Consider the following 25781-nt stretch of genomic DNA (forward strand, 5'->3'; position numbering starts at 1 on the left):
GCTTCGCGCCCTCATTCCGGCCATTAAGGTAAGTCGAGGGGAATGTCCAAAGCCGAGCGTTCCGCTGGACGCCTGAGCCACCTCCTGTATGGGCGGCAAGCAGCCATTCCGAACGCCGAACCATAGTACCTGCTTTGTCGCGCAGCCGAAACAAGCGAGGCTCTAAAGCCACCTTCTCACGTTACGCGCGTATTCGTCGAAAGCCGGGCCGAACTGGCGGCGCATCTTGGCTTCCTCGAAGGGGATGTGGACCCAATTGGCGGTAGCAAACACCAAGAGGGGGGCGACGAACATAAGAATAGCGCCCGTCGCCACAGCCACACCGAGGCTGAGGACAACGAGGCCCAGATACATCGGATTGCGGGTGAACTGAAAAGGTCCGCCGGTGACCAGCTTGTTGTTGGTTTCCGAGGTGGGATTGACCTGGGTGCCCTCACGTCGGAACAGTATCAAAGCCCAAACTGGAGCAATGAAACTCACCGCGATGAGCCCGATCCCGACGAAGAGGCTATGTACCCAAGGTACGGCGGGCCACCCGGCCAAGTAGCTGGCGCCCGCAGTGAGGATCAAGAAGAGAAGGGCCCATATCGGTGGTGGAAGTTTCAACATATTCGTTCACCTCGCGCAGCGCGACCGGCGCTCTATTGCCGGCACCGGGAGCGACTATAAGGAATATTGCCCCTCAAAGCCATTTGCGGCCGCTATGAGTCGGAGGCGGCCGATCAGCAAAGCGCCTCATATCGGTCGTAAAAGTCGCCATCGCGCTAGCCCTAAAGCCGACATAGCTCCGCAGCGGCGACCTGTCTCCTGCGCGCCAATCGAGGTCAAAAGCCAGATACGGTGGTTACGCGACGGCGAGGTCGTATCCGCTGGTTCAAGTAGCTGTGCGAAGTTGTTCCTTACCCCTGCCGAACTGCCGGGGCGGCAGGCCCATAACACGCTTGAAAGCGGTATTGAAGGAATGCTCCGACGCATATCCGAGCGAAGCCGAAATCTGTGCGATGGACTCCCTTCCTTGAGAGAGTCTCTCTGCTGCTGACATCATGCGTCTCTGCGTGAGATATGACATAGGGGTCTCTCCGACGCGTCTTCGGAAATGATTTGCGAAACTCGAACGCGACATTCCGGCCTTGTCGGCAAGCGCTTCCAGAGTCCAGGCGCGTGACGGCTCGGAATGCATCGCCTCTATAACCTTTCCTAGGCGGGCGTCCGAAAGAGCGGCGAACCAGCCGACCTCCGCCTCACACACCGTTTCGAGATAAAGTCGTAACGCTTGGGCCAGGATCATGTGCGACAGGTTCTGGGCGACGGACATCGCCCCCGGCTTCATCTCCTTCAGCTCCGCCATCATGAGGTCGAGGTAGAGCCGCAGCCTGGCCTTATCTGACGACGTATCGATGCGAATGAGCGGAGGCAGGGTTTTCAGCATGAATGCCGGATGGCGCCCATCGACCTCAAATCGGCTGCCGACTAAGAGGACGTCTCCGCCGCCATTATAGGTGACGACTTCTCCACTGCGGTTGGGATCAAGCACTTCGCTCGCTCGTCTCGGCTCGACCTGAGGGTCACTCGCGATGTGGACTGGTCGACCGCTAGGAAGAACAAAGCAATCCCCGGCAGACACTTTCAGCGCCCCGCCGATGCCCTCTATCGAGAGCCAGCATTCGCCTTTCATTACCGCATAGCATTTTATCCTCCCTGCGAGATCATCGAGCGTCAATGCCCACTGACCGCCCGCATCGAATCCGGCGGTTATATAGCTCCGAGGCTTCAAAAGACTGAGAAGTTCGGAAAGGACATCCATTGTCAGCCCCCAATTTGGACGATGGCGAACAAACTTGCGACTTCAAGGCATAGAGCGTTCAGGTGCGAAGGTCTACCAAGCTGGGAGCAGACAATAAGGAGCTCAACCACATGAAAGCTGCAGTCGTTAACGTCTTTGGTGTCACGCCGTCATTCCAGGAATTCCCCGAACCGGAAGCCGGCGATGGCGAGACGGTCGTCACCGTCGAGGCTGCCGCGATCAGCCCAATCGTCAAGCTACTCGCCTCCGGCCGTCACTACACGAGCGCCGCAAACGCCGGATTCGTTCCAGGCGTGGACGGTATAGGGCGGGATGCCGACGGCAAGCGCGTCTACTTCCTTTTCCCGAAGGCACCTTTCGGCTCGCTGGCAGAGAAATCACTGTCGGCCCGAGCTATGACCGTTCCGGTTCCCGACATCCTCCCAAGCGATCGAGCTGCGGCCTTGGCGACAGGCGCGCTGGCATCCTGGGTGGCGCTGTCGCGCCGGGCCAAGCTGCAGAAAGGTGAAACTGTCCTCATTGTCGGCGCAACTGGCTCGTCGGGCAGCATGGCAATTCAGACTGCCCGGCATTTCGGCGCAACCAAGATTGTCGCCGTCGGCCGCAACAATCAGAAGCTCGATAGGCTCGATGCGGACGTCAAGATCGCGCTGGACGACGGAGCGGATCATTTGCTGCGCGCGCAGTTCGACCACGGCATCGACGTCGTTCTCGACTTTGTCTGGGGTGAACCCGCCGTTCGGATCCTTCAGGCGGCAACCAAGGACCGGGGGTCCCGCCTCGGCGAACCGCGTCTGCGCTATGTCCAGTTGGGTACGATGGCGGGCTCGGAAATCCCTATCAGAGGAGATATGCTTCGCAGTACCGGGCTCGAGCTGATGGGCAGCGGTATTGGGAGCGCTGCCGTGACCGACCTGTTGGCCTGCGCAGGCGAGCTTCTGGAGGCAGCCCCCGCAGCAGGCTTTGATACCGATTTTGCGAGTGTGCCCTTGAGTAAGATTGGGGAGGCCTGGAACGACGATTCCAATAGGCGCTACGTCATCCTGCCGGCGCAATGATCCTCAGAACAATTCACCCGAAGCGAAGTGCGCTTCGGGCGGATCGCGGACTCCGGCAAACCGCCGCGGACTGGCCGCTTTTGTCTCTTGCATTCGGGATGCAGTCAGACCGCAGGCGACCCCAAATTAGGCAGTGCCCCCAAGCCAAGCCGATTTCAGCGACTCGCGATCTACCTCGCCTCACCAAACTCCGCCGCCAACACCGCATCCTTCAGCGCCCTTGAATACGCATGCTGCGGATCATCCAGCACTGCCCGAGCCCGCCCTCGCTCAACAATCTCCCCTTTGCGCATGATGATGATATTGTCGCTGACATAATAGGCCGTCGCGAGATCATGCGTGATGTAGATGATCGAAAGGCCGAGCTCGTTTTTCAGCCGGCCGAAGAGGTTGACGATGGCCATGCGCAGCGATGCGTCGACCATCGAGACCGGTTCGTCGGCCACCAGCAGGCGCGGCTCAGGGATCAGCGCACGGGCGATGGCGACGCGCTGCAGCTGACCGCCGGAGAGTTCGTGGGGGAAGCGGCCTTTCACCTCTTCCAGCGTCAGGCCGACGTGGTGGAGGGCGGTATCGGCCATCCTCTCCACCTCCCGCCGGTCCGGCCGCTTGCCGGAGGCGGAGAAATTGCGGGCGGTCTCGAAGAGGTAGCGGTCCACCCGCTTCAGCGGGTTGAAGGCTTCGAAGGGGTTCTGCAGCACCGGCTGCACCACCTTCATGAAGGCCTTACGTTCGGCCCGGCTGTGGATCGCGACGGTCTTGCCGGCAAATTGCAGCTCGCCTTCGGTCGGTTCGGCTTGGCCGAGGATCATCGCCGCCACCGTCGATTTGCCCGAGCCGGATTCGCCGACGATCGAGAGGATCTCCGGCTCGTCGCCGATTTCGAAGCTGACATCCTTGACGGCGGTGATCAGCCGCCGGCCGAGCATGCCGCCCTGGCGGTAGATTTTCGTCACATGCGAGAGGCTAAGCAGAGTCAAACCTGATCCCCCGTAACCGCAAAACACGCCACCCGCCGCTCGGGCGCGACGGTGACCATGGGCGGAACCTTCTGTGAGCAGATCTCCATGCGCTTCGGGCAGCGCGGGTGAAAGCGGCAGCCCTCCGGCGGCATGGCGAGGTTCGGCGGCCGCCCCTCCAGCGAGGGTCGGGTCGTGGGGTCGCCGATCTTCGGCAGGCTGCCAACGAGGTGCTGCGTATAGGGGTGGAGCGGCGCGCTGAAGAGTTTTGGTGTCGGCGCTTCCTCGACCAGCCGGCCGGCATAGACGATGCCGATGCGGTCGGAGACGGTCGCATGCACGCCCATATCATGGGTGACGAACAGGAAGGACGAACCCATCTCGCGCTGGATCTCGCGGATCATCGACAGCACGTCGCGCTGCACGATGACGTCGAGCGCCGTCGTCGGCTCGTCGGCGATGATGAACTCCGGCGTCAGTATGGTGGCGAGCGCAATGGTCATGCGCTGGCGCATGCCGCCGGAGAGTTCGTGCGGGTAGGCGTCGAGCAGCTGCGGATCGAGCTTCAGCCGCTGCAGGTGGTTGGCGACCTTTTCGAAGAAGATGGATTTGCTCACCTTAATGTGGCGGAAGGCGAAATCGGTGAAGGAATGGCGGATCCGGCGCACCGGATTGAGCACATTCATCGAGCCCTGCATGATATAGGAGAGATGCTTCCAGCGCAGCGCCACACGCTCCTCCGGCGTCATCGCATAGAGATCCTGGGTGCCGCCGCCGAAATGGAATTTGACGCTGCCGGAAACGACCCGAAGCGGCGGCCGGATGGCGCCGGCAATGGTCTTGATCAGCGTCGTCTTGCCGCTGCTCGATTCGCCGGCGACGCCGTAGACCTCGCCGCGGCGGATCGTCAGGCTGATATCGTCGACGGCCCGCACCTCGCGATCGACGCCATAGAGGAAGGCGCGGTAATAGGCTTTCAGGTTGTCGATTTCGACCAGATTCTCCATGCTAACTTCCCATCCGGTTCAGCCGGCTGCGCGGATCATTGTATTCGTTCATCGACATGGAGAGCAGGAAGAGCGCCAGGAAGAGAATGACGATGACGGCGACGGGGGCGGCCACCCACCACCAGATCCCCGAAATCAGCGCTGAATGCGCATTGGCCCAGTAGATCATCATGCCCATGGTCGGCGTCTCGATGTCGGTGAAACCCAGCACCGAAAGGGTGATCTCCATGCCGATCGACCAGATCATGTTGTTCATCGTCGTCGCAAAGACGATCGGCAGCACATAGGGCAGGTGCTCCTCGACCAGGATCTTGCGCATCGTCATGCCGGAATAGACGCTCTGGGTGGTGAACGGCCGGCTCTTCAGGCCGAGCGCCACCGAGCGGATCAGCCGCGCGTCATAGGACCAGCCGAGCGAGGCCATGATGACGATCAGCGCCACCCAGGTCATGTTGTCCTTCAGCACGAAATAGAAAAGGATCAGCAGCGGAAATTGCGGGATGACCATGACGCTGTCGTTGATCGCCATCAGCACCCGGTCCACCGCGCCGCCGGCATAACCGGCGACGAGGCCGACCACGAGCGAGATGATGCGCGAGAGAAAGGCGACGCCGATGCCGAAATAGAGCGTGTTGCGAAGGCCGATCGTCAGCTGCCAGAAAACGTCCTGGCCGCGCGATGTCGTGCCTAGCCAATATTCGCCGTCCGGCGGCATGTCGGGCGGCAGCAAATAGATGTCGGTCGCGCCATAAGGCGAGAAATAGGACAGGATCACCAGGCCGACGATGACGGCAAAGAGCAGCAGGCCGCAGAGGAATTCCATGTTCTGGCGGGCGAGGTCGCGGATGATGGTAAACATGGCCTATTCCACCTTGATGCGCGGATCGATCAGCGGGCTCAGCACGTCGATGATGAAGACGGCGGCGGCGACGCCGACGATCGACAAGGCGCTGAGGCCGAGCACCAGGCTGTAGTCGCCGGCATGCACCGCTTCGATCAGCAGATTGCCGATGCCGGGATAGCCGAAGACGATTTCGGTGATGACGGTGCCGTTGAAGATCGCGCCGAGCGACATGGCAAGGCCGGTGAATTGCGGCACCATGGCGTTGCGGGCGATGTAGGAGCGCAGGATCTTGCCCTTCGGCACGCCGCCGAGCTCGGCAAAGACCACATAGTCGTCGGTGATGATGTTGGAAACCAGCGCCCGCATGCCGATCAGCCAGCTGCCGGCGCCGACCAGGATCAGCGACAAGGCCGGCAGGATGGAGTGTTTGAGGATATCGAGGACGAGGGCAAAGGAGAGGTCGAGATTGGCGTTCATCTCATAGCCGCCATTGATCGGCAGCACCGGCCAGATGAAGCCGAAGACGATGAGCAGCACGAAGGCGAGGATGTAATAGGGAATGGGCAGCATGGCGATGAAGACGAGGCTGACGGCCTTCAGCACCATGTCCTTGCGGTAATAGCCGGCGAGCGCGCCGATCGCATTGCCGAGCACGAAGGTGATCAGCGTCGAGACCGTCATCAGCCCGATCGTCCAGGGCAGCGAGCGCAGGATGATGGTGGAGACGGGGGTCGGAAAGGCCGAGAGCGAGGGGCCGAGATCGCCGGTCGCCAGCCGCAGCCAGAAGTGCAGATATTGCTGCCAGATCGAGCCCTGCATGCCGTAGAGCTCGCGCAGCGACTGGCGCATCAGCTCGATCGCATTGGGGTCGGACTGACCCATCTGGGTGATGGCGCCTATGCTTTCTTCGACCGGGTCGATCGGGGTCAGGTGGGTGACGAAGAAGGTGATCGTCACGCCGAGAAAGACGACGAGCAGGAACTGACCAAATCGCTTCAGCACAAAGATCAGATAGGGCGTCATAAGGCAGTGGTTCCTCTCTGCTTCCCTTCTTGAAAGGATCGACGAGCATGGCAGCTGGGGCTCATGCCCGTCGATGAGGGGGCCGGCGCGATGGCTTCCGCGCCGGCGTTGGGAGGGGTTATTGCGATTGGGCCGGCTTCAGCTTGACCATCATCAGCCGCGAATTGGCCCAGTTCGGCACCGGATCCGTATAGGGGTCCTTGATGGTGGGATAGCCGGTCCAATAGGTCGTATCCATCGAGGTGAAGACGTTATAGGACATCAGCGGGATCGTCGGCATTTCGCGGGCGACCAGCTTCAGATAATCCTTGCCGAGCTCCATGCCCTTCGGATCGTCGGCGCTGATGCCGCGGATGCTCTCGATGATCTTGTCGAGCTCCGGATTGGACCAGCGCTGCCAGTTGCGCGGCGGCTGAACCTCGCCTTTCTTGGCGACGAACTGCGAGTGCCAGCTGTCGAGGAAGAAGGAGAGGTCGGGATCGCCACCCCAGGTTTCGACGCTCCAGGCGATCGCCACCTGGAAATCGCCGGGCTGCAGCGCCGTCTGCCAGAGCTTGGCGGCCGGCACGGCTTTGGCGTCGATGCCGAAGGAGGCCCATTGCTGCGCAATCAGCGTGCCGGCGCGGGTGAAGACCGAGCGTGTGTCGCCTTCCACCGTCATCCGGATCTTGAAGGGCTGTCCATCAGGGGTCAGCCACTTGCCGCCTGACTTTTTAAAGCCGGCCTTCTCCAGCAGTTCGCCGGCCGCTTTCGGGTTCGGTTTCCACCAGCCGTAGCCGAAGGCGCCGCTGATCGCTTCCGGATCGGTCGGGATCTGGTCCTTGAACTTCGGCTGCTTGCGCAGGATATCGGCGATCTGCTGCCCGACTGTCGGATCATAGGGCTTGATCTTGCTCTTGCCGGTATCGATCTCGAAATCCTTCAGCCAGTCCTGCATCGGCGCCTGATAGTCTTTCATCGTCGCTGCCGTCGGCGGCACGCCGAGTGCCGAAAGCGTCGCCGCCCCGCGATAGCTCGCCATGTCGACGGCCTTGATGTCGATCAGCAGAGCCAGCGCCCAGCGCACATCGGCATTGTCGAAGGGCGCTTCCTGGGTGTTGAAGATCACGGCGGGCAGCGTCGGATCCGGATGGGCGAAGGGGAAGCCCGGGAACCAGGTCTCGATTGTCTTCGACTTCTCCTTGAGGGTGAACATGCCCTCCGGGGTGTTGTCGTGGATGATATCGAGATTGTGCTCGAGCTGGGCGATCGTGCGCTTATCCGGCGGGCCTGGATCGGTATAGGTCACATATTTCGGGGCCGGCTCGCCGAAGCGGGCAAGCGAGGTGCGCTGCCAGTCGTCGCGCTTTTCCCAGGTATACCATTTGCCCTGCGGATCGTAGGCCTTCAGCTTGTAGGCGCCGAGCGAGACGGGATTGGCGAAATCGTAGCGAAGCGGATCCTCGACCTTCTCGAACACGTGCTTCGGCATGATCCAGGCGCCGTTCCAGCGCACGGTGAAGATCGCATGGAAGCGCGAATTGGGCTTCTTCAGCTTGAACACCACGGTCTGTGGATCGGTCGCCTCGACGCTTGCCACCTGCACCGAGAAGGCCGCGCTCCAGACCATGCCGGGATGGTCCATCTGCGTCTTGACGGTATAGACCACGTCGTCGGCGGTGAATTCGACGCCGTCGCTCCAATAGAGCCCCTTGCGCAGTTTCACGGTCATTTCGGTGAAGTCGGCATTATATTGCGGCTTGTCGGCGGCGAGCGAATTGTCCCAGGCCGCGCCGCCAAGCCCCTGTTCCGGGTCGATATACCAGAGCGTATCCATGGTCAGCTGCTGCAGGCCGGTCGAGACCCCGCCGCCGCCATTGACCCAGATGTTGAACCAGCCGGGATTCTTGATCGTCCCTTCAGGATTTTCGACGATGAGCGTCTCCTTGCGCGGCAAGGAGGTGTAGTCCTCGGCGGTGGCCAGACCCGTCAGACCGAGCGTGGCCAGCACGAAGCCGAATGCAAACCTCTTCCACTTTTGCATGAACTCCTCCCTTGTAAGCGACGATGCGGCGGCCTTCGAGGCACGCAGGGGCATGTCGCGGTTGTCGGTTCGCAGAAGCGGGCTTGTGAGCCTGACGCTTCGGCGAACCATCCTCCGGCCGCCTGCCTCCTCGCAGGGGGCCGATTTCTCAGCCGGGGCCTAACCCGGCGGCGGCTGTCACACCGACAGCCTGATGACGTTGTAGGACAGCGGTTTCAGCGCCGCCCGCACCCGTCCATCCTCAATCCTTGCCGTCTCGACCTTGGCGGGCACGACCGTCTCCGGCCGCCGCGCCGTGTTGACGGCTTCGAGATCGCCATGGGTCATCTCCACCTGCTCGATCAGCCGGGCGCCGCCGAAACCTTCCAGCCGCACGTCGAGATCGATCGCTGTGTCCGGATGGCGGTTGACGGCAAAGAAGGTCAGCGACCGGCCATCCTCGGAATGCACCGCCGAGACGTCGAGATAGGGAACCTCATTCTCCTCGTCGCTGTCATAGGTCGGGCCGTCGACGACGAGCTGCAGGGCCGATCCGCGGCCATATCGCGACGCGTAATAGAAGGGATAATAGATCGTCTGGCGCCAGGCCGCACCACCATCCTCGGTCATGATCGGGGCGATGACGTTGACGAGCTGGGCGATGCAGGCGATGCGCACCCGGTCGGAGCGGCGGATGAAGGTGTTGAGGATGCCGCCGACCTGCAGCACGTCTTCGAAATTATAGACGTCCTCGAGCAGATGCGGCGCATCCGGCCACTCGTCGCGCGCCAGGATCTCCTTGTCCTGCTGGTTGGAATGGTACCAGACGTTCCACTCGTCGAAGGAGATGCCGATCGTCTTCTTCGAGCGCTTCTTCGCCTTGATGTAATCGATGACGCCGCCGATCGTGGTGATGTAGCGGTCGAGCTTGGTCGCCCGGGCGAGGTAGTTCAGCGTGTTCTTCTCGCGGTTGGCGAAATACATATGCAGCGAGATGTAGTCGGCGCTGTCATAGCACTGGTCGAGAACCTCGGCCTCCCACTGCGGATAGGTCTTCATGTCGGAATTCGACGAGCCGCAGACGACGAGCTCGAGCGACTTGTCGAAGCCGCGCATGGCTTTGGCCGTCTCGTCCGCCAGCCGGCCATATTCATAGGCGGATTTGTGACCGACCTGCCAGGGGCCGTCCATCTCGTTGCCGAGGCACCAGAGTTTGACATCATGCGGATTGGACCAGCCGTGTTTGCGGCGCAGGTCCGACCAGTAGGTGCCGCCGGGATGGTTGCAATATTCGAGGAAGTTGCGGGCGGCGTCGAGGCCGCGTGATCCCAAATTGACGGCCAGCATCGGCTTGGTATTGGCCTTCTTGCACCAGTCGACGAATTCGTTGACGCCGACCTGGTTGGCCTCGCGGGTGCGCCAGGCAAGGTCGAGGCGCACCGGGCGTTCCGAGCGCGGACCGACACCGTCTTCCCAATTATAGGCCGAGACGAAGTTGCCGCCGGGATAACGGCAGTAGGGCGTGTCGAGCTCGCGCACCAGATCGAGCACATCGCGGCGGAAGCCGTCTTCATCGGCTGTCGGATGTCCGGGCTCATAGATGCCGCCGTAGATCGCTCTGCCGAGATGCTCGAGAAACGAGCTGTAGAGCCTGGCGTCAATGGTCGCGATGCGGAAATCGCGGTGGGCAACGACATTCGTCTTCAACGGATCCTCCCCGTTTATGTATCAGGATTTTTGTTTTCGTGCCTCTAACTTGATATCAGGAATGTCGTGATGTCAACCGAAAGGCGGATTTAATCATACTAATGCCAATCCGAAGGAAAAATATTGAAATACAATGGCTTGATTAAGTTTAGCGACCGCTGAAACACGAAATAAATGCGATTTTTAAATCAGGATATCCGATATTAACTTTTCAGACATGCAGCCGCATGGTGATGTCGCGGCCGTGATTGCCGAAGCCGCGGCCGAAAATATTGACGCCGCCGGTGTGGCCGGCATTTTCGGCGATGCCGACGCGCAGGCGGATCGACGAATGCTGGCCGAGCGCCAGATCGCTGAGCGTGATATTCGATGCGGCGATACCGTCGATGAATGTGCCTCGCGTCGAGATCCGCCAGGTTTTCATCGTCCCGTATTGCGAACCTTCGAGCTTCCACCAGGCGGGCGTGAAGGCGCCGCGCTTGTCGCCGTAATCGCCGGGCGAGGTCCAGGTGCCGATCGCCATGCCGTTGACCCAGAGCGTGATGTCGGACGGCCAGTCAGGATTCGTGCCGGGCACTTCGGATGACAGCTCCAGCGAAAATTCGATGGCGCGAATATCCTTGTTCAACACCTTGGCATTGTTGGGGAATTTGTATTCGACATAACCCCGGCCGAACCACACCAGCCCGGCCTGCATGCGCTGCGGATCGAGGAAATAATCCGGCACATCGAGCGGTCCGATGACGCTCTCCGTCGAGCAGAGACCGCAGGGCGCATGCACGTCGCAGCTCGTATAGAGCCCGACCGGCATCTCGACCTCGATAATATTGTTCGCCCGCTGCGCCGCACTTTCCTCGAAGCTGATCAGGATTTCGCTATAGACCGCCGAGCAGATCTTCTGGTTGCCCTTGCGCGCCTTGGCCAGTCGCGAATCCACCAGCCCGGCATCTTCCAAGATCTGAATACCGGTGGCGACGGTCGATTGAGGAAGGGAAAGCGTCTGGGCGATATCGTTGATGTTGAGCGGCCCCTTGGCGCAGAGCAGCTTCAATATCTCGATCCGCGCCGGCGCCGAAAGCGCCCGTATGGCCTCACTGTTCTCGCCGGCGGCGATCGTCAAAAACGAGCGTTCCATCATTTCCCCATCGTTTCCGATAGAATGATGTATATCGGAAATTATGATGCAGCAAGTGGAGTAGTTCGGAATGATGCGCTAAGCGAGAACAATCACGCGCCAAGGTCCGGCTGCGACAATCAGAGCGTCAAACGTCGCTGCGAACTGTGGGTCGGAAGTCAGCTTTTCTCAAGGGCTGACAGGCTGTCGCTGGAGGAGCGGGATCCGCTTCAGGCGCAGCGCACGCTTTTCCAGGAGATGCCATGAAAGCCAGCCGAGCAACCATGCTGTCGGCAGCGAAAGGGCAAAGACGGCCCACCATGTGCTGTACTGGCCGAGGGCATGGTTCATCACCTGCTCCACTGGCCAGCCATAGAGATAGGTGCCGTAGGAGATGTCGCCCAATCGTTCGAGAGTCGGCAGGCGTAGGGAGGGCGAGGTCGCGATGTAGACAAGCGGATAGGCGAACAACATGCGGCCGTAAAGATAGCCGGGCCAGAAGACGAGGAAGAGCACGCCGAGCGCCGCAAAGACCAATGCCAGGACAATGCTGGGCCGCCGCTTTTCCATCACGAACCAGAGAAGCGAACCGCAGAAGAAATAGGGAGCGATAAAGGTGAAATCCGTCAGGAAGCGTATGTTTGGCCACGGATGATCGAAGAAAAGCTGCCATGTCACGCCCACGGCGACGGCAAGTGCCATCAGCGGCGCTCGCAGAAGCCCGATTGCCATCAATCCCGCGACGATCAGGTAGCAGAAGATTTCCTGCCCGATCGTCCAGAGAGAGCCGTTGACGGAAGTGGCGAGCCAGGAGATTGCCGGATCATAAAACTGCACATGCGGCAGGGTCATGCCAAAGTTCGGGTCGAGCAGCGAATGCAACGTCGTCTTCAGATGAAGCGATTTCAGCAAGTAGCCACTGATGCCCAACGGGCTGAACAGGGCGCCTAGGACGTAGACGCTGAGCAGGGTGCAGACGATGAACGCCGGGTATATTCTCAGCGCCCGCCGCCAGAGAAAACCACCCGCGCTGCCGAACTGCGCGCTCTGCGTAACGAGGAATCCGCTGGTGATGAAAAACACATAGACGCCGAATAGGCCGAGGATATTACCCTCTCCGAACAACCGCTCGAAGGGCTCGTTCGCCGAGGTCTTTTCCACGATAAGGAAGGCGTGCGAGAAGATCACCGTCGAGGCTGCGACGAGCCTGATCATGTTGAAGTTCGGGTAAAATGCCTTCTTGCCATCGCCCCCGTGCATGCGAGCCTCCCGCACCTCTGAAGTTTGACACGCCATTAAGGCGAGTTTTGAACGAGCCGTTGTGAAAATGGGCTCAAGTCGAGACTCTCTCCGATCTGCCCAAATGCGCCTCTGACAACAGTGCGCTCGGCACAACGACCGGATGAGCCGTGGCCCACCGCCTCAGTCTATCGAGTGAGCGCTAGAACGAAGTCATCTCCGAAAATCCAGCATGTCTAACATTACGAAAAAGTAATGTAAATCTGGTGCGATTCTATGTCGCGCCGAAGTCCAATTGACTCATTCAGCTGATGGATATAGATCAGTCGATAAAATTTAGAGAATCAAGTCGTATTGATGCATCACCTCGGCGAAGTTGTAATACATAGACAAAAAGAAAAGTTGATTGAGATAGTAAGGAGGTTCGTAAATACGGGACAGCCTTACATTATAATTGACTTTCCTTCGAATAAAGATCCGGGGCATCATGCAAGTTGGCTTGGGTTGTCGCAGGTATTGAAGGAAGCAACGGGCAGGATGCCGGCGCTTGTTTGCGGTGCATCCCAAAATATAGACAAGATAAAGGAAACGCCGGCCGATGCTCCAATTTTCATTTGCGGGTGGAGTGATTTTGGGAATTTGCGGGCGGGCAGGGATGATCTTCGCTGCCGCTTGATGTGGAAATATCCGGATCGGACGATCATCCAGATGCCGCAGAGGGTCCACTTCGCCAACGAGTCGCTCAAGGAATACGCCAAACGCACGATTGGCAGGCATCGCAACTTCTTCTGCCTGACGCGCGATGACCAGAGCTTCGAACTGGCAAGAGCGAACTTCGATTGTGAGGTCGAGGCCGGCCCGGACACGGCATTCGGTATCGAGACGCTGAAGCCCTTCGACGCCGACCCTCTGAGGGTGTTGTATGTCATGCAGCCTTTTGGCGAGGACGACGACGTCGATATAGCGAAAGCGCGATCGATTATCGACGGACCTCTGACCAATTGGATCAATGGTCCGGACAGTTTGTCGCGCCTGCGCCTGTCGAGCATTGGCAGCTCAGCGCTGCGGCATGGATTGAGCCGCACGGCGCTGCTGGCTCAGCACCGCGAGGATGTCGCCCGTCGCTATGTCGATTATGGCGTGCGGATCCTGTCCGGCGCAGAGCGGATTATTACCAATCATCTACACGGTCACATTCTCTGTCTGTTGCTCAATAAGCCGCATGTCGCGGTCGCGAGAGACGGCAGCAATCTTCACGCTTTCATCGATAGCCGGACTTGCGACAGCCCTCTGGTTGAGAAAGCGACGAACGCAAGCGAGATTTTCGCAGCAATGTCTCGCCTGCCCTATGAGATCGGCGGCACCTGGTACAAGTCGAGCCGGCCCATGACTGTCGGTCCCAGTATTCCCGCCCCCGATCTGGTCCCTCAACCTTCCATAGTCTGATTATCGGTAGGAGCTCAGTTTGTCGGTTTTGCAAGACGACGATATTCTCTTCAGCCATGTCAGTGAGAACCGGTCCGCCGCAGCCGTAACGGGTGCCTTCTGGTCGGCACTCAGTACCCTTATTCCGACGGTCCTGACCTTCGCTGTTTTTGTGGTCACGTCTCGTATTCTCCAGCCTCAGGATTTCGGTCTTGTCGCGCTGTCCTTCAGCATCGTCTCCTTTGCAGCGAGCTTCGGGCCGACTGCCTTTGGCGAAGCGATCATCCAGAGAGCCGAGATCAGGCGCAGCCACCTCGACACGATATTCCTGCTTTCGCTCGGCTTTTCGTTCCTGGTCTACGGCGCCTTATGCCTGGCCGCTTCGTCGATCGCGGCCTATGTCGGACATAAGGAGGTCACCTATCTCATTTACATCATGGGATTGAAGGTATTCTTCGACTTCACGGCCGTCGTTCCGAATGCGATCGTGAACAGGAAAATGTCCTTCCATCTGGTGGCCGTCCGCACAGTCATCGCGACCATCACCTCTGCTTGCCTTTGCCTTGTTCTGGTTCTCGCCGGTTTCGGCTTGTGGGGGCTTGCCATTGCCCAGATCGCCGCCACGGCGGCATCGTGCGGCGCCGCTTTCTGGGGTGCGGGTTGGATTCCCGGCCTGAACATAAAGAGAGCAAGCCTCAACGATCTGCTTCACTATGGTTTCTTTGCATCTGGCACCCGCTTTTTACAGACGATGAGCCTGGACAACTTGCTCATCGGCGTGCTCCTGAGCCCGTCGGCGCTCGGCATCTATAACTTTTCCAAGCGCCTGTTTGACATGATCAACAACGTCATCGCCGGCGGCCTGACGTCGGTGACGCATGTGCTGCTGTCATCGCTGCGGGCCGATCCGAAGAAAGTCCGGGAAGCATTCCTGATGGCGACGTTTGGCTGTGCTCTGGTTTCCTACCCCGTCTTCATCGGGCTTGCGGCGGTTGCCGATGATGCAATCACTACGATTTTCGGAGCGCACTGGATCGAGGCCGTTTGGCCGGTTCGATTCTACTGCGTTATTGGCTTGATGGCTGGGATCGGCTACGTGCAGGCATCCCTGATAAAAAGCCAGGGAGAGATGGATTGGTGGTTTTACTACCAGCTGGCTCGAAATGTTCTCACGCTTCTGACCATCGCAGTTCTTTACCCCTACGGCGTGACGACAGTCGTGTTTGCGATCATGATCGAAGTCCTGTTGTTCTGGCCGATCACCAGCTGGAAGGTGTCGCAGCATATAGAGCTGAGTGTGCCGGCATATTTGGCGCAGTTCCTGCGGCCGACCACGGCCAGTGCAGCGATGGTGGCTGTCGTTTTGCTGCTGCACGAACTGTTGCTTCATTGGTCGCCCTACGCACGTCTGGCTATAGAAGCCCTTGCAGGCGGCATCGCTTACTGCAGCCTGATATTCTTGCTGTGCAGGGCGCGCCTGAATGTCCTGATCGGCAGCATCAAACAGGCTCGGCAGCGCAAGGGCAACAGGGGCGCAGTGGCCACCCCTGTGTGATTTCCTGGCTCCAGCCCGGCGGATTGTTTCGCCGCCCGTCTCTCAACCCAAGCGGCCTTCGGCCGCAAGCGCATGGGATAATCGACAAGATGACAGATCTCGACCGCGATTATCCGTTACATCAGCTTCACCGGGCAGATGTTTCGACAAGTGGCCGCAGCCGCTACTATACGCTCGATGCCATGCGCGGCTTTGCCGCCATTTGTGTTGTCGCCACGCACTTCCAGGAGAGATACGCGCCATCGGCTTATCTGGCGGTCGACTTTTTCTTCGTTCTCAGCGGCTTCATTATCGCCGACATTTACGGACGAAGGCTGTCGCGCGGCCTGCCATTTCAGTCATTCATGAAGGTCCGCATCAAACGCCTGTATCCGCTTTATCTGATCGGAATCTTGGTTGGCCTCGTGCAGATCATTCTGTTGACGAGCTGGGGACTGCGAGCCCAAAGCGCGGTCGATCTGCTGGTGTCGAGCGCAACCAACACCTTCGTTTTGCCGAGCCCGATGTATTTCCTTCAAGCGAATCCGATGCAAGGGATGTTTCCGATCAACGGCCCGGCCTGGTCGATGTTCTGGGAATTGCTGGTCAATATCGTCTTCGCACTGTGCCTCTTCCGGCTCTCCGTCCGCGCCCTCTGCGCCGTTGCGCTCGTCTCGGCGGCATTCTTGGTCTTTGTCGGTCTGAAGTACGGCATGTTGAATATCGGCTGGGAGTGGCCTTCCGCAGTGGGTGGGCTGCCGAGGGTGATGTTCTCATTTACCGCAGGTGTCGTTATCAGCCGTCTCTTCAACGGCGTTTCGGCCTGGAGGAGGGGCTGGGTCGCAATAGCTCCGTGCCTGCTTTTGCTGATCTGCATCGTAGCTCCGGTTCCGCTCGTACTGCGGCCCTACTATGATCTGATCTTCGCGATCACCCTGGCGCCGCTCATCGTCACACTCGGCCTGTTGCTGGAGATGCCCGCCCAGGCAGAGGGCCTGGCGACCTGGATCGGATACATCTCCTATCCCGTTTACATCCTGCACCGAGGTATAATCGGCGTCTTCAAGCCGCTTGCTGCTTCGATGGGTCTGAACGGCCCCCTCGCGTTTCTGGTGCTTCTCAGTGCGGTGGTCTGCTTCGCCTATGCGACCGCACGTCTCCTAGACAAAGCCACGGCTTTCCGGGCGCGTCGGGCCGCATAATTCGATTACAGGCAACCGCGAGTGATCGGGCGCACGCTCTGATTGGCTGTTGTCACCGGTGCAGCAGCGGCCGCAGCGCCGCCTGCGTCTCCTGCAGAAGCTTGAGATAACGCGCCTTCATCTCGGCCGCCGGAACGAGGGCGGCCGGGGCGCCGATATTGATCGCCGCGATTGTTTCGCCGCGGTCGTTTTCAACGGGCACGGCAATCGAGCAGAGGCCGATCTCCAGCTCCTGATCGATGACGGCGCAGCCTTCTGCGCGCACCCGGCGGAATTCTTCGATCAGTTCGTCCGGATCGGTTTTGGTATTTGCCGTGTTCTGCTTCAGCTCGCTCCTGGCCAGGATGGCGCGCGCCTCGGTCTCGGAAAGGGCCGCCAGCAGCACCCGGCCCATCGAGGCGCAATAGGCGGGCAGGCGGCTGCCGGGGGTCAGATTGATCGACATGACCCGGCGTTGCGCGGCGCGGGCGATATAGACGATCTCGGTGCCGTCGAGCACCGAGGCCGAGGCGCTCTGGCCGGACTTTTCCGAGAGAAGATCGAGATGCGGCTGCAGGAGCGCCGGCAGCGGCGTTGCGGCGAGATAGGCATGGCCGAGCCGCAGGATCTTCGGCGTCAGCGTGAAGAACTTGCCGTCGTAATCGGCATAGCCGAGCTCGGCAAGCGTCAGCAGCGAGCGGCGCACAGTGGCCCGGTCGAGCCCCGTCAGCTTCGCGGCTTCGGCGATCGACAGCCGCTGCCGCGTTTCGCCGAAGGCCTCGATGACTTTCAGGCCGCGGGCAAAGCCGCTTACGAAATCCGTTTCGCGCATGGATTCGATTCCTCCGCCAGAATTGTGTGCGATATACGAACAAATGTCAAATATCGCACAGAATATCTTGCGACTGCTCCTGCGGCGGTATACTTCTGACAGCAGACGGGCTGAGGAGATCCCCATGGACAAAACAATCGCGAGCACGGCTGAGGCCGTCTCCGAGATCGGCGACGGCGCGACGGTCATGATCGGCGGCTTCGGCGGCTCCGGCGCGCCGATCGAGCTGATCCATGCCCTGATCGACAAGGGCCCGAAAAACTTGACTGTGATCAACAACAATGCCGGCAACGGCCGCATCGGCATCGCCGCGATGATCGATGCCGGCCTGGTCCGGAAAATGATCTGCTCGTTCCCGCGCTCCTCGGATCCGCGCGCCTTCACCGAAAAATACCTGGCCGGCGAGATCGAGCTCGAGCTGGTGCCGCAGGGCACGCTCGCCGAGCGCGTCCGGGCCGGCGGCGCCGGCATTCCGGCCTTTTATACGCCGACCGGCTACGGCACTGAACTCGCGGAAGGCAAGGTCATCGCCGAATTCGACGGCCGCCATTATGTGCAGGAGCGCTGGCTGAAAGCCGATTTTGCGATCGTCAAGGCTGCGGTCGGCGATGTCCACGGCAACCTCACCTACAACAAGGCCGGCCGCAATTTTAATCCGCTGATGTGCATGGCGGCCGCCAGGACGATCGCCCAGGTCTCGTCGATCGTGCCGGCCGGCGGCATCGATCCGGAGCATGTGGTGACACCCGGCATCTTCGTCGACCGTCTCGTCGCCGTGCCCCATCCGCAGCAGGAAGAAGAGCTCATCCGAGCCGGAGTGGTCTACGTATGACCGTCGATATCAGGGACGACATCAAACTTTCCAATGCGCAGATCGCCTGGCGCGCGGCGCAGGACATTGCCGACGGCGCCTATGTCAATCTCGGCATCGGCTTTCCCGAAATGGTCGCCCGCTATCAGCCGCCCGGCCGTCAGGCGATCTTCCACACCGAAAACGGCATCCTCAATTTCGGCGAGCCGCCAGCCGAAGGTGAAGAGGACTGGGATCTGATCAACGCCGGCAAGAAGGCGGTGACGCTGAAGCCGGGGGCGGCCTTCTTCCACCACGCCGATAGCTTTGCCATGGTGCGCGGCGGCCATCTCGACGTCGCGATCCTCGGCGCCTATCAGGTCGCGGAGAATGGGGATCTTGCCAATTGGCGGGTCGGCAGCAAGGGCGTGCCGGCCGTCGGCGGCGCCATGGACCTGGTGCATGGCGCCAAGCAGGTCTGCGTCATCACCGAGCACGTCACCAAGACAGGCGAACCGAAGCTGGTGGAGAAATGCAGCTTCCCGCTGACCGGCGTCGCCTGCATCACCCGCGTCTATACGAGCCACGCCGTCATCAACATCGTCGAGGGACGCTTCGTCCTGCGCGAGAAGCTCGCAGCCATCTCGCTGGAAGAACTGCAGGCGATGACCGGCGCGCGACTGCACGTCGACGGCCCGGTGGCCGATCTCGTCGTTCCGAAACTCTAAGGGAAATGCCATGACCGAAGCCTTCATCTGCGACTATATCAGGACGCCGATCGGCCGCTTCGCCGGCTCACTTTCCCAGGTGCGCGCCGACGATCTCGGCGCCATCCCGCTGACGGCGCTGATGGCGCGCAACGGCGGCGTCGACTGGGAAGCGGTCGACGACGTGATCTTCGGCTGCGCCAACCAGGCGGGCGAGGACAACCGCAATGTCGCCCGCATGTCGGCGCTCTTGGCCGGCTTGCCGATCGCGGTGCCGGGCACGACGATCAACCGGCTCTGCGGCTCCGGCATGGATGCAGTGATGACGGCGGCGCGCGCCATCCGCGCCGGCGAGGCGGAACTGATGCTCGCCGGTGGCGTCGAGAGCATGTCGCGCGCGCCCTTCGTCATGCCGAAGGCCGAGACGGCCTTTTCGCGGGCCGCCGAAATTCACGACACGACGATCGGCTGGCGCTTCATCAACCCGCTGATGAAGAAGCAGTATGGCGTCGATTCCATGCCGGAGACGGGCGAGAACGTCGCCGCCGACTATCATGTCAGCCGCGCCGATCAGGACGCCTTCGCGCTGCGCAGCCAGGCGAAGGCGGCGGCAGCGCAGGCGAGCGGACGGCTGGCGAAGGAGATTACGCCGGTCACCATTCCCCAGCGCAAGGGTGAGCCCATCGTCGTCGAGAGGGACGAGCATCCGCGCGCGACCACAATCGAGGCTCTGGCGAAACTTGGCACCCCTTTCAAAAAGGAAGGTGGCACGGTAACGGCGGGCAATGCCTCCGGCGTCAATGACGGGGCGGCGGCGCTGATCGTCGCCTCGGAAGCGGCGGCGCGAAAATACGATCTAACGCCGATCGCCCGCATCCTCGGCGGTGCTGCCGCCGCGGTTCCGCCGCGGGTCATGGGCATCGGGCCGATCCCGGCCTCGCGCAAGCTGATGGCGCGGCTCGGCATGACACAGGACCAGTTCGACGTGATCGAGCTCAACGAGGCCTTCGCCAGCCAGGGGCTGGCGGTGCTGCGCGAACTCGGCATCGCCGATGACGACCAGCGTGTGAACCGCAATGGCGGCGCGATCGCGCTCGGCCATCCCTTGGGCATGTCGGGGGCCCGCATCACCGGCACGGCGGCGCTGGAACTTGTCGAAACCGGCGGCCGGTATTCGCTGTCGACCATGTGCATCGGTGTGGGGCAGGGGATTGCGATCGCGCTCGAAAGAGTGTGAGAGCGCAGCGCCTGTTGCGCGCCATATCGGGCTTCTGTAAAAATCGGGCATGCTGATCCGACCCGCAGCCACTAGCGACCGCAGCGCAATCTGGCGGATCATCGGCCCGACGATCCGCGCCGGCGAAACCTATGCGCTCGACCGCGATCTCTCGGAAGCAGACGCGCTCGCCTACTGGATGGGAGCGGACCGCGAGACCTTCGTCGCGGAAGAGGACGGCGTCATCCTCGGTACCTATTACATCAAGGCCAATCAGGCCGGCGGCGGGCGCCACGTCTGCAATTGCGGCTACATGACCGATGCCGCCGCGAGCGGCCGCGGCGTCGCCCGCCGCATGCACGAACATTCGCTCGAGCATGCCCGGTCACGGGGCTTTCGGGCCATGCAGTTCAATTTCGTCGTCAGCAGCAATCGCCGCGCTGTCGCGCTGTGGCAATCCCTCGGCTTCGAAATCGTCGGCCGGCTGCCCGGCGTCTTCCTGCATCCAACTGAGGGTTATGTCGACGCCTTGGTGATGTTCCGCACGCTCTAAACGGCCGGTGGAAAAAAGTGTGACGGCGCTGTCGAAATCGCAGCGGTTCGAACGTCTTTAATCGCAAGGCGCGGAAAGTGGCCGACCGGCTGCACGCGTCGCGATCACTCTGTCGGCATGGAGGTATGAAGCCATGAGTGTTTCCTATCGTTGGGTCATCGTCGCCGTCGGCGCCCTGATGTCGTGCGTCGCCATTGGCGCAATGTTCTCGCTGGCGATTTTCCAGGAGCCGATCGCTACCGCCACCGGCTGGTCGCATGTCGGGATCGCCAGCGCCATGACGCTGAATTTCCTCGTCATGGGTTTCGGCGGTTTCCTCTGGGGTGCGGCGAGCGACCGTTTCGGCCCGCGCATCGTCGTGCTGGTCGGGTCCGTGCTGCTCGGCCTGGCCTTGGTGCTCGCCAGCCGCGCCGCAACACTCATCGAATTCCAGCTGACCTACGGCATCCTGGTCGGACTGGCCGCCAGCGCTTTCTTCGCGCCGATGATCGCCGCGACCACCGCCTGGTTCGACGTGAACCGCGGTCTTGCCGTGTCGCTGGTCTCGGCCGGCATGGGGGTAGCCCCGATGACGATTTCGCCCTTCGCCCGCTGGCTGATCTCGGCCTATGAATGGCGCCCTGCCATGTTGATCATCGGCATTGCCACCTGGGTGCTGCTGGTGCCGGCCGCCCTGCTGGTCAGGCGTCCGCCTGCCGAAGCCGTCGATGCCGGTACCGAATTTGCCGCGGCGGGCGCCCGGCCACAGCTCTCGAAAGTCTTCCGGTCACCGCAGTTCATCGTGCTCGGCCTCACCTTCTTTGCCTGCTGTGCGGCCCATTCCGGCCCGATCTTCCACATGGTGAATTATGCGACGATCTGCGGCGTCGCACCGATGGCGGCCGTCAGCATCTACAGTGTCGAAGGCCTGGCGGGCCTCGGCGGTCGGCTGCTCTATGGCAGTCTCGCCGACAGGATCGGCGTGAAGCCGGTCCTGGTCGCCGGCCTCCTGGTGCAGGCGGCCGCACTCGCGACCTATCTCCTGGTCAGCGAGCTGACGGAGTTCTATGCGCTCGCCATCGTCTTCGGCAGCGCCTATGGCGGCGTGATGCCGCTCTATGCGGTGCTGGCGCGGGAATATTTCGGCCAGCGCATCATCGGTACCGTCCTCGGCGCGGCGACGATGCTCTCCAGCCTCGGCATGGCCTTCGGGCCTCTGATCGGCGGCTGGATCTTCGATACCTTCGCCAATTATTCCTGGCTGTTCATCGGCTCGGCCATGGTCGGGCTCGGGGCTGCGGCGATCGCGCTCGCATTTCCACCTCTTGGGCGCCGCGAACAGGAGGCGGTCTTGGGCGTGTCTTCTTGAGGGTGGAGATCGGCGAGGTCCGCCCCTCATCCGCCTGCCGGCACCGACCGGGGTCGAGCCACGGGTCTCGCCCCGTCCTTCGGACCCCCGCACGCGAGGCGAAGGGACCATGTCGCAGTCTCTCCATTCTCCTCTGACCTCTCGCGTGGCACGTCCCCTCGCCCCGTTTACGGGGGTCCGCAGGACGGGTCGAGACCGGTGGCTCGACCCGGGCAGGGTTAGGGTGAGGGGCAGCCAAGCCGTCCGAACCCACTAGCCATGTCATCACCCACGAGCCAAATCTCCCGCTTTCGTGCATTGCCCTTCGCCGATTTCGGCTGATAGACTTCCCTCGTCTGTTTCATCACCTATGTCCTTGGTTTTTCGGGAGGCTTCTTGGCCATGACAGAACTTGCTCAATTGCTCGCATCCATCAGACTGCCGGATCTCGCCGGCAAGGCCGTGCTGATTACCGGTGCCTCGACCGGCATCGGCGCAGCACTTGCCCGCGCCTTTGCGGCCCAGGGTTCGAAGGTCGGGGTGCATTATAATGCTAGCCGGGAACCGGCGGAAAAGCTCGCCGAAGAAATCCGGGCTGCTGGCGGCACCGTGCATCTGATCCAGGGCGACGTGTCGAGGGAGGGGGAGACGGAGCGTGTCGTCGAGGAGACGGCGAAGACCTTCGGCCATCTCGACGGGCTCATCAATAATGCCGGCGGCATGCTGGGGCGAAAGCCGACCTCGGAACATACAGACGCGCATTATGCAGCCGTCATGGACCTCAATGCCCGTTCGGTGCTGGCGGCCACACGCGCTGCCCATCCCTGGCTGAAGAAACAGGGCGGCTTCATCATCAACACCACATCGATCGCCGCCCGCAACGGCGGCGGCAATGGCGCGGTCCTCTACGCCGCCTCCAAGGGCTTCGTTTCGACGATCACGCGCGGCCACGCCAAGGAGTTCGTCGCCGACAGGATTCGCGTCAACGCCGTTGCGCCGGGTGTCATCGCCACGCCCTTCCACGAGCGTTACACTAATGACGAGCAGATGGAGCTGCAACGCAGATCGATCCCGATGGGCTTCGTCGGCACATCGGAGGATTGCGTCGGCGCCTATCTCTTCCTCGCTTCGCCGACGCTCTCGGGCTACATCACCGGCCAGATCATCGAGGTCAATGGCGGTCAGCTGATGCCGTAAACGCCTCGATCGGCAACGACAGCGTCCGCTTTCCCCGGGGCTACGGAACTTTCGAACCACCTTCACGTTTCCCGCTTGGTCTTTTCATCAGGCGGGGTGCCATGAGCTTTTCATTTTCGGAACTCGACTTCCTCAAGCCGGAGCTGGGGGCGGAGTATACGGGTTCCGGCACTCATTTCGCCGTCTTCTCGGCGCATGCGGAACAGATCGAGCTCTGCCTGTTTTCACCCGACGGAAAGGATGAAATCGCTCGGCTGCCCTTGCCCAAACGCGAGGGCGATATCTGGTCGGGCTATATCGCCGGCATTGGACCGGGCACCGTCTACGGCTATCGCGTCCATGGCCCCTACGATCCCGGCGCCGGCCATCGTTTCAATCCGAACAAGCTTTTGCTCGACCCTTATGCCAAACAGGTGACGGGCGAACTGCAGTGGCATGACGCGCTGTTCGGCTATCGGATCGGTGAGGACGATCTTTCCTTCGACGACCGTGACAGTGCGCCTTTCATGGTCAAGAGCGTTGTGCAGGATCCCGATTTCGACTGGGCGGGTGAAGAGGCGATCCGCCGGCCCTGGACGGATACGATCATCTACGAGGCGCATGTGCGGGGCCTGACGATGACGCATCCGAAAGTGCCGGACCGGCTGCGCGGCACCTTTCTCGGCATGTGCAGCGATCCGATCATCGATCATCTCGTCAAGCTCGGCATTTCGGCGATCGAGCTCCTGCCGATCCAGTATTTCCTCGACGACCGTTATCTGGTCGAAAAGAAGCTGCGAAACTATTGGGGTTACCAGACGCTCGGCTTCTTCGCGCCGCAGTCGCGCTATCTCTCGAGTGACAAGATCACCGAGATCAAGACCATGGTGAAGCGGTTCCATGCGGCCGGCATCGAGGTCATCATGGACGTGGTCTACAACCATACGGCCGAAGGCAGCGAGAAGGGGCCGACGCTGTCCTTCCGTGGGCTCGACAATGCGAGCTATTATATCCTTTCACCCGATGATCCCCGTCATACCTTCGATACAACAGGGACCGGCAACACGCTGAATGTCGCCAATCCGCTGGTGATGCGCATGGTGCTCGACAGCCTCCGCTATTGGGTCGGCGTCATGCATATCGATGGCTTCCGCTTCGATCTCGCCAGCACGCTCGGGCGACAGGATCTGGAGTTCGACCGGCAGGGGCTGTTCTTCGGCGCCATTCGTCAGGATCCGATCCTTGCCGGCGTCAAGCTGATCGCCGAGCCCTGGGATATCGGCGCGGGCGGCTATCAGGTCGGCGGTTTCCCGCACCCTTTCCGCGAATGGAACGACAAGTTCCGCGACGACGTGCGCCGTTTCTGGAAGGGCGACAGCGGAATGGTGTCGGAACTGGCGGCGCGCATCACCGGCTCGGCGCCGCAATTCAACCATTCCGATCGGGGGGCGACCTCCTCGATCAATCTTCTATCGGCCCATGACGGCTTTACGTTGATGGATGCGGTTTCCTTCGACGGCAAACACAATGAGGCGAACGGCGAGGATAACCGTGACGGGCATTCGGACAATCATTCCGACAATATGGGCTTCGAGGGCGCCACCGATGATGCCAATATTAACGCGGCACGCGCACGCCGGCGGCGCAACATGATGGCGACGCTGATGCTGTCCCAGGGCGTGCCGATGATCCTGGCCGGCGACGAGCTCGGCAACAGCCAGGGCGGCAATAACAACGCCTATTGCCAGGACAATGAGATCGGCTGGACAGGCTGGGACGGGCTCGACGATCCCTTCCTCGATTTCTGTCGGCAGGCCGTCGCCTTCCGCAAGGCTCATCCGGTCCTCAGGCAGGAGCGGTTCCTGACCGGCGAGACCAGCGAGGACGGGCGTATCGAGATCGCCTGGTACAAGCCGGACGGCAATTTTATGGATGACGCGGCCTGGAACGACGATGGACTGCAGGTCCTTGGCGTGTACTTCTCGAAGAGCGTGCACGCACTCGATACCGAGAAGATGGATGACCTCTTCCTCGTCTTCAACGCCGGCGGCGATTGCGAGGTTCATCTGCCTATCGTGAACGGACTGAAACAGTGGTCACGCGTTCTCGACACCGGGGCTGAAACCGGTGCCTTCGAGGTGCACGACGAAACCAATCCCGTCATGGTCTATACCCAGAGCGTCGCCGTATTCGCGCCGACAGGCCAGACGCAACCGCCGGAAGGGGCGACCAAGGCCCAGCGCCGCCGGTGGTTCCAGTTCGGCCGCTGGGGCAAATAGCAGG

General features: G+C 61.1%; 22 protein-coding genes. 11 read left to right on the forward strand and 11 right to left on the reverse strand.

Annotation, left to right across the window (positions count from 1 at the left end; genetic code table 11):
- Nucleotides 1-162: 162 nt before the first annotated feature.
- Nucleotides 163-609, reverse strand: coding sequence for an isoprenylcysteine carboxylmethyltransferase family protein (locus NXC14_RS26630; RefSeq protein ID WP_085781012.1), 447 nt, complete (start codon nucleotides 607-609; stop codon nucleotides 163-165).
- A gap of 265 nt (nucleotides 610-874) precedes the next feature.
- On the reverse strand, nucleotides 875-1804 hold the full coding sequence (locus NXC14_RS26635) for an AraC family transcriptional regulator (protein WP_085781013.1): 930 nt from the start codon (nucleotides 1802-1804) through the stop codon (nucleotides 875-877).
- A gap of 110 nt (nucleotides 1805-1914) precedes the next feature.
- Here NXC14_RS26635 and NXC14_RS26640 point away from each other — a divergent pair, with 110 nt between their 5' ends.
- Complete coding sequence (locus NXC14_RS26640; RefSeq protein WP_085781014.1) at nucleotides 1915-2862, forward strand: zinc-binding alcohol dehydrogenase family protein; 948 nt, start codon at nucleotides 1915-1917, stop codon at nucleotides 2860-2862.
- 170 nt (nucleotides 2863-3032) lie between these two features.
- On the opposite strand, the gene NXC14_RS26645 is transcribed toward NXC14_RS26640, so the two are convergent.
- From NXC14_RS26645 to NXC14_RS26680, 8 genes are all read right to left on the reverse strand, one after another.
- Nucleotides 3033-3791, reverse strand: coding sequence for an ATP-binding cassette domain-containing protein (locus NXC14_RS26645; protein WP_085781278.1), 759 nt, complete (start codon nucleotides 3789-3791; stop codon nucleotides 3033-3035).
- 47 nt (nucleotides 3792-3838) lie between these two features.
- Nucleotides 3839-4828, reverse strand: coding sequence for an ABC transporter ATP-binding protein (locus tag NXC14_RS26650; RefSeq protein ID WP_085781015.1), 990 nt, complete (start codon nucleotides 4826-4828; stop codon nucleotides 3839-3841).
- Nucleotide 4829: 1 nt separating this feature from the next.
- Nucleotides 4830-5687, reverse strand: a complete 858-nt coding sequence (locus NXC14_RS26655) for an ABC transporter permease (protein WP_064808333.1) — start codon at nucleotides 5685-5687, stop codon at nucleotides 4830-4832.
- 3 nt (nucleotides 5688-5690) lie between these two features.
- The gene (locus NXC14_RS26660; protein WP_085781016.1) at nucleotides 5691-6695 is read right to left on the reverse strand and encodes an ABC transporter permease; all 1005 of its coding nucleotides are present in this window, start codon (nucleotides 6693-6695) and stop codon (nucleotides 5691-5693) included.
- Between the two features lie 118 nt (nucleotides 6696-6813).
- Entirely contained in the window at nucleotides 6814-8718 is a 1905-nt protein-coding gene (locus NXC14_RS26665) for an ABC transporter substrate-binding protein (protein WP_085781279.1), read from the reverse strand.
- A 177-nt stretch (nucleotides 8719-8895) separates the two neighbouring features.
- Complete coding sequence (locus tag NXC14_RS26670) at nucleotides 8896-10404, reverse strand: alpha-N-arabinofuranosidase (RefSeq protein ID WP_085781017.1); 1509 nt, start codon at nucleotides 10402-10404, stop codon at nucleotides 8896-8898.
- Nucleotides 10405-10615: 211 nt separating this feature from the next.
- Nucleotides 10616-11542, reverse strand: a complete 927-nt coding sequence (locus NXC14_RS26675) for an ArsR family transcriptional regulator (RefSeq protein WP_183701363.1) — start codon at nucleotides 11540-11542, stop codon at nucleotides 10616-10618.
- Nucleotides 11543-11707: 165 nt separating this feature from the next.
- Nucleotides 11708-12778, reverse strand: coding sequence for an acyltransferase (locus tag NXC14_RS26680; RefSeq protein ID WP_085781018.1), 1071 nt, complete (start codon nucleotides 12776-12778; stop codon nucleotides 11708-11710).
- A gap of 336 nt (nucleotides 12779-13114) precedes the next feature.
- Here NXC14_RS26680 and NXC14_RS26685 point away from each other — a divergent pair, with 336 nt between their 5' ends.
- The 3 genes from NXC14_RS26685 (at nucleotide 13115) to NXC14_RS26695 (ending at nucleotide 16918) form a co-directional block, all read left to right on the forward strand.
- A complete protein-coding gene (locus tag NXC14_RS26685; RefSeq protein ID WP_085781019.1) occupies nucleotides 13115-14203 on the forward strand; it encodes a polysaccharide pyruvyl transferase family protein in 1089 nt (362 codons plus the stop codon).
- 19 nt (nucleotides 14204-14222) lie between these two features.
- Entirely contained in the window at nucleotides 14223-15737 is a 1515-nt protein-coding gene (locus tag NXC14_RS26690) for a lipopolysaccharide biosynthesis protein (RefSeq protein WP_085781020.1), read from the forward strand.
- An 89-nt stretch (nucleotides 15738-15826) separates the two neighbouring features.
- A complete protein-coding gene (locus NXC14_RS26695; RefSeq protein ID WP_085781021.1) occupies nucleotides 15827-16918 on the forward strand; it encodes an acyltransferase in 1092 nt (363 codons plus the stop codon).
- Nucleotides 16919-16970: 52 nt separating this feature from the next.
- Here NXC14_RS26695 and NXC14_RS26700 read toward each other — a convergent pair whose 3' ends face one another.
- A complete protein-coding gene (locus NXC14_RS26700) occupies nucleotides 16971-17729 on the reverse strand; it encodes an IclR family transcriptional regulator C-terminal domain-containing protein (RefSeq protein ID WP_085781022.1) in 759 nt (252 codons plus the stop codon).
- A gap of 124 nt (nucleotides 17730-17853) precedes the next feature.
- Here NXC14_RS26700 and NXC14_RS26705 point away from each other — a divergent pair, with 124 nt between their 5' ends.
- From NXC14_RS26705 to glgX, 7 genes are all read left to right on the forward strand, one after another.
- Nucleotides 17854-18561, forward strand: coding sequence for a 3-oxoacid CoA-transferase subunit A (locus NXC14_RS26705; RefSeq protein ID WP_085781023.1), 708 nt, complete (start codon nucleotides 17854-17856; stop codon nucleotides 18559-18561).
- On the forward strand, nucleotides 18558-19247 hold the full coding sequence (locus NXC14_RS26710) for a CoA transferase subunit B (RefSeq protein WP_085781024.1): 690 nt from the start codon (nucleotides 18558-18560) through the stop codon (nucleotides 19245-19247). The genes NXC14_RS26705 and NXC14_RS26710 overlap by 4 nt, the downstream gene beginning before the upstream one ends.
- 10 nt (nucleotides 19248-19257) lie before the next feature.
- The gene (gene pcaF / locus NXC14_RS26715) at nucleotides 19258-20463 is read left to right on the forward strand and encodes a 3-oxoadipyl-CoA thiolase (protein WP_085781025.1); all 1206 of its coding nucleotides are present in this window, start codon (nucleotides 19258-19260) and stop codon (nucleotides 20461-20463) included.
- A gap of 49 nt (nucleotides 20464-20512) precedes the next feature.
- Nucleotides 20513-20995 (forward strand): GNAT family N-acetyltransferase, encoded by a 483-nt coding sequence (locus tag NXC14_RS26720; protein WP_085781026.1) that lies wholly within the window; start codon nucleotides 20513-20515, stop codon nucleotides 20993-20995.
- Nucleotides 20996-21128: 133 nt separating this feature from the next.
- On the forward strand, nucleotides 21129-22343 hold the full coding sequence (locus NXC14_RS26725) for an MFS transporter (RefSeq protein WP_085781027.1): 1215 nt from the start codon (nucleotides 21129-21131) through the stop codon (nucleotides 22341-22343).
- Nucleotides 22344-22724: 381 nt separating this feature from the next.
- Nucleotides 22725-23519: an SDR family oxidoreductase gene (locus NXC14_RS26730; RefSeq protein WP_085781028.1), complete on the forward strand. Its 795-nt coding sequence runs from the start codon at nucleotides 22725-22727 to the stop codon at nucleotides 23517-23519.
- A gap of 101 nt (nucleotides 23520-23620) precedes the next feature.
- Entirely contained in the window at nucleotides 23621-25777 is a 2157-nt protein-coding gene (gene glgX, locus NXC14_RS26735) for a glycogen debranching protein GlgX (protein ID WP_085781029.1), read from the forward strand.
- Nucleotides 25778-25781: the final 4 nt, after the last annotated feature.

This window comes from Rhizobium sp. NXC14 (genome assembly GCF_002117485.1).
GTDB lineage: Bacteria > Pseudomonadota > Alphaproteobacteria > Rhizobiales > Rhizobiaceae > Rhizobium.

What these genes read in the sequence shown, in the direction of transcription:
- NXC14_RS26695 (WP_085781021.1), top strand. Translation starts at nt 15,827, where the DNA reads ATGACAGATCTCGACCGCGATTATCCGTTACATCAGCTTCACCGGGCA.
- NXC14_RS26675 (WP_183701363.1), bottom strand. Translation starts at nt 11,542, where the DNA reads ATGATGGAACGCTCGTTTTTGACGATCGCCGCCGGCGAGAACAGTGAG.
- NXC14_RS26705 (WP_085781023.1), top strand. Translation starts at nt 17,854, where the DNA reads ATGGACAAAACAATCGCGAGCACGGCTGAGGCCGTCTCCGAGATCGGC.
- NXC14_RS26730 (WP_085781028.1), top strand. Translation starts at nt 22,725, where the DNA reads ATGACAGAACTTGCTCAATTGCTCGCATCCATCAGACTGCCGGATCTC.
- pcaF (WP_085781025.1), top strand. Translation starts at nt 19,258, where the DNA reads ATGACCGAAGCCTTCATCTGCGACTATATCAGGACGCCGATCGGCCGC.
- NXC14_RS26660 (WP_085781016.1), bottom strand. Translation starts at nt 6,695, where the DNA reads ATGACGCCCTATCTGATCTTTGTGCTGAAGCGATTTGGTCAGTTCCTG.
- NXC14_RS26720 (WP_085781026.1), top strand. Translation starts at nt 20,513, where the DNA reads ATGCTGATCCGACCCGCAGCCACTAGCGACCGCAGCGCAATCTGGCGG.
- NXC14_RS26655 (WP_064808333.1), bottom strand. Translation starts at nt 5,687, where the DNA reads ATGTTTACCATCATCCGCGACCTCGCCCGCCAGAACATGGAATTCCTC.
- NXC14_RS26680 (WP_085781018.1), bottom strand. Translation starts at nt 12,778, where the DNA reads ATGCACGGGGGCGATGGCAAGAAGGCATTTTACCCGAACTTCAACATG.
- NXC14_RS26725 (WP_085781027.1), top strand. Translation starts at nt 21,129, where the DNA reads ATGAGTGTTTCCTATCGTTGGGTCATCGTCGCCGTCGGCGCCCTGATG.
- NXC14_RS26640 (WP_085781014.1), top strand. Translation starts at nt 1,915, where the DNA reads ATGAAAGCTGCAGTCGTTAACGTCTTTGGTGTCACGCCGTCATTCCAG.
- NXC14_RS26685 (WP_085781019.1), top strand. Translation starts at nt 13,115, where the DNA reads ATGCATCACCTCGGCGAAGTTGTAATACATAGACAAAAAGAAAAGTTG.
- NXC14_RS26630 (WP_085781012.1), bottom strand. Translation starts at nt 609, where the DNA reads ATGTTGAAACTTCCACCACCGATATGGGCCCTTCTCTTCTTGATCCTC.
- NXC14_RS26645 (WP_085781278.1), bottom strand. Translation starts at nt 3,791, where the DNA reads ATGCTCGGCCGGCGGCTGATCACCGCCGTCAAGGATGTCAGCTTCGAA.
- glgX (WP_085781029.1), top strand. Translation starts at nt 23,621, where the DNA reads ATGAGCTTTTCATTTTCGGAACTCGACTTCCTCAAGCCGGAGCTGGGG.
- NXC14_RS26635 (WP_085781013.1), bottom strand. Translation starts at nt 1,804, where the DNA reads ATGGATGTCCTTTCCGAACTTCTCAGTCTTTTGAAGCCTCGGAGCTAT.
- NXC14_RS26650 (WP_085781015.1), bottom strand. Translation starts at nt 4,828, where the DNA reads ATGGAGAATCTGGTCGAAATCGACAACCTGAAAGCCTATTACCGCGCC.
- NXC14_RS26700 (WP_085781022.1), bottom strand. Translation starts at nt 17,729, where the DNA reads ATGCGCGAAACGGATTTCGTAAGCGGCTTTGCCCGCGGCCTGAAAGTC.
- NXC14_RS26710 (WP_085781024.1), top strand. Translation starts at nt 18,558, where the DNA reads ATGACCGTCGATATCAGGGACGACATCAAACTTTCCAATGCGCAGATC.
- NXC14_RS26665 (WP_085781279.1), bottom strand. Translation starts at nt 8,718, where the DNA reads ATGCAAAAGTGGAAGAGGTTTGCATTCGGCTTCGTGCTGGCCACGCTC.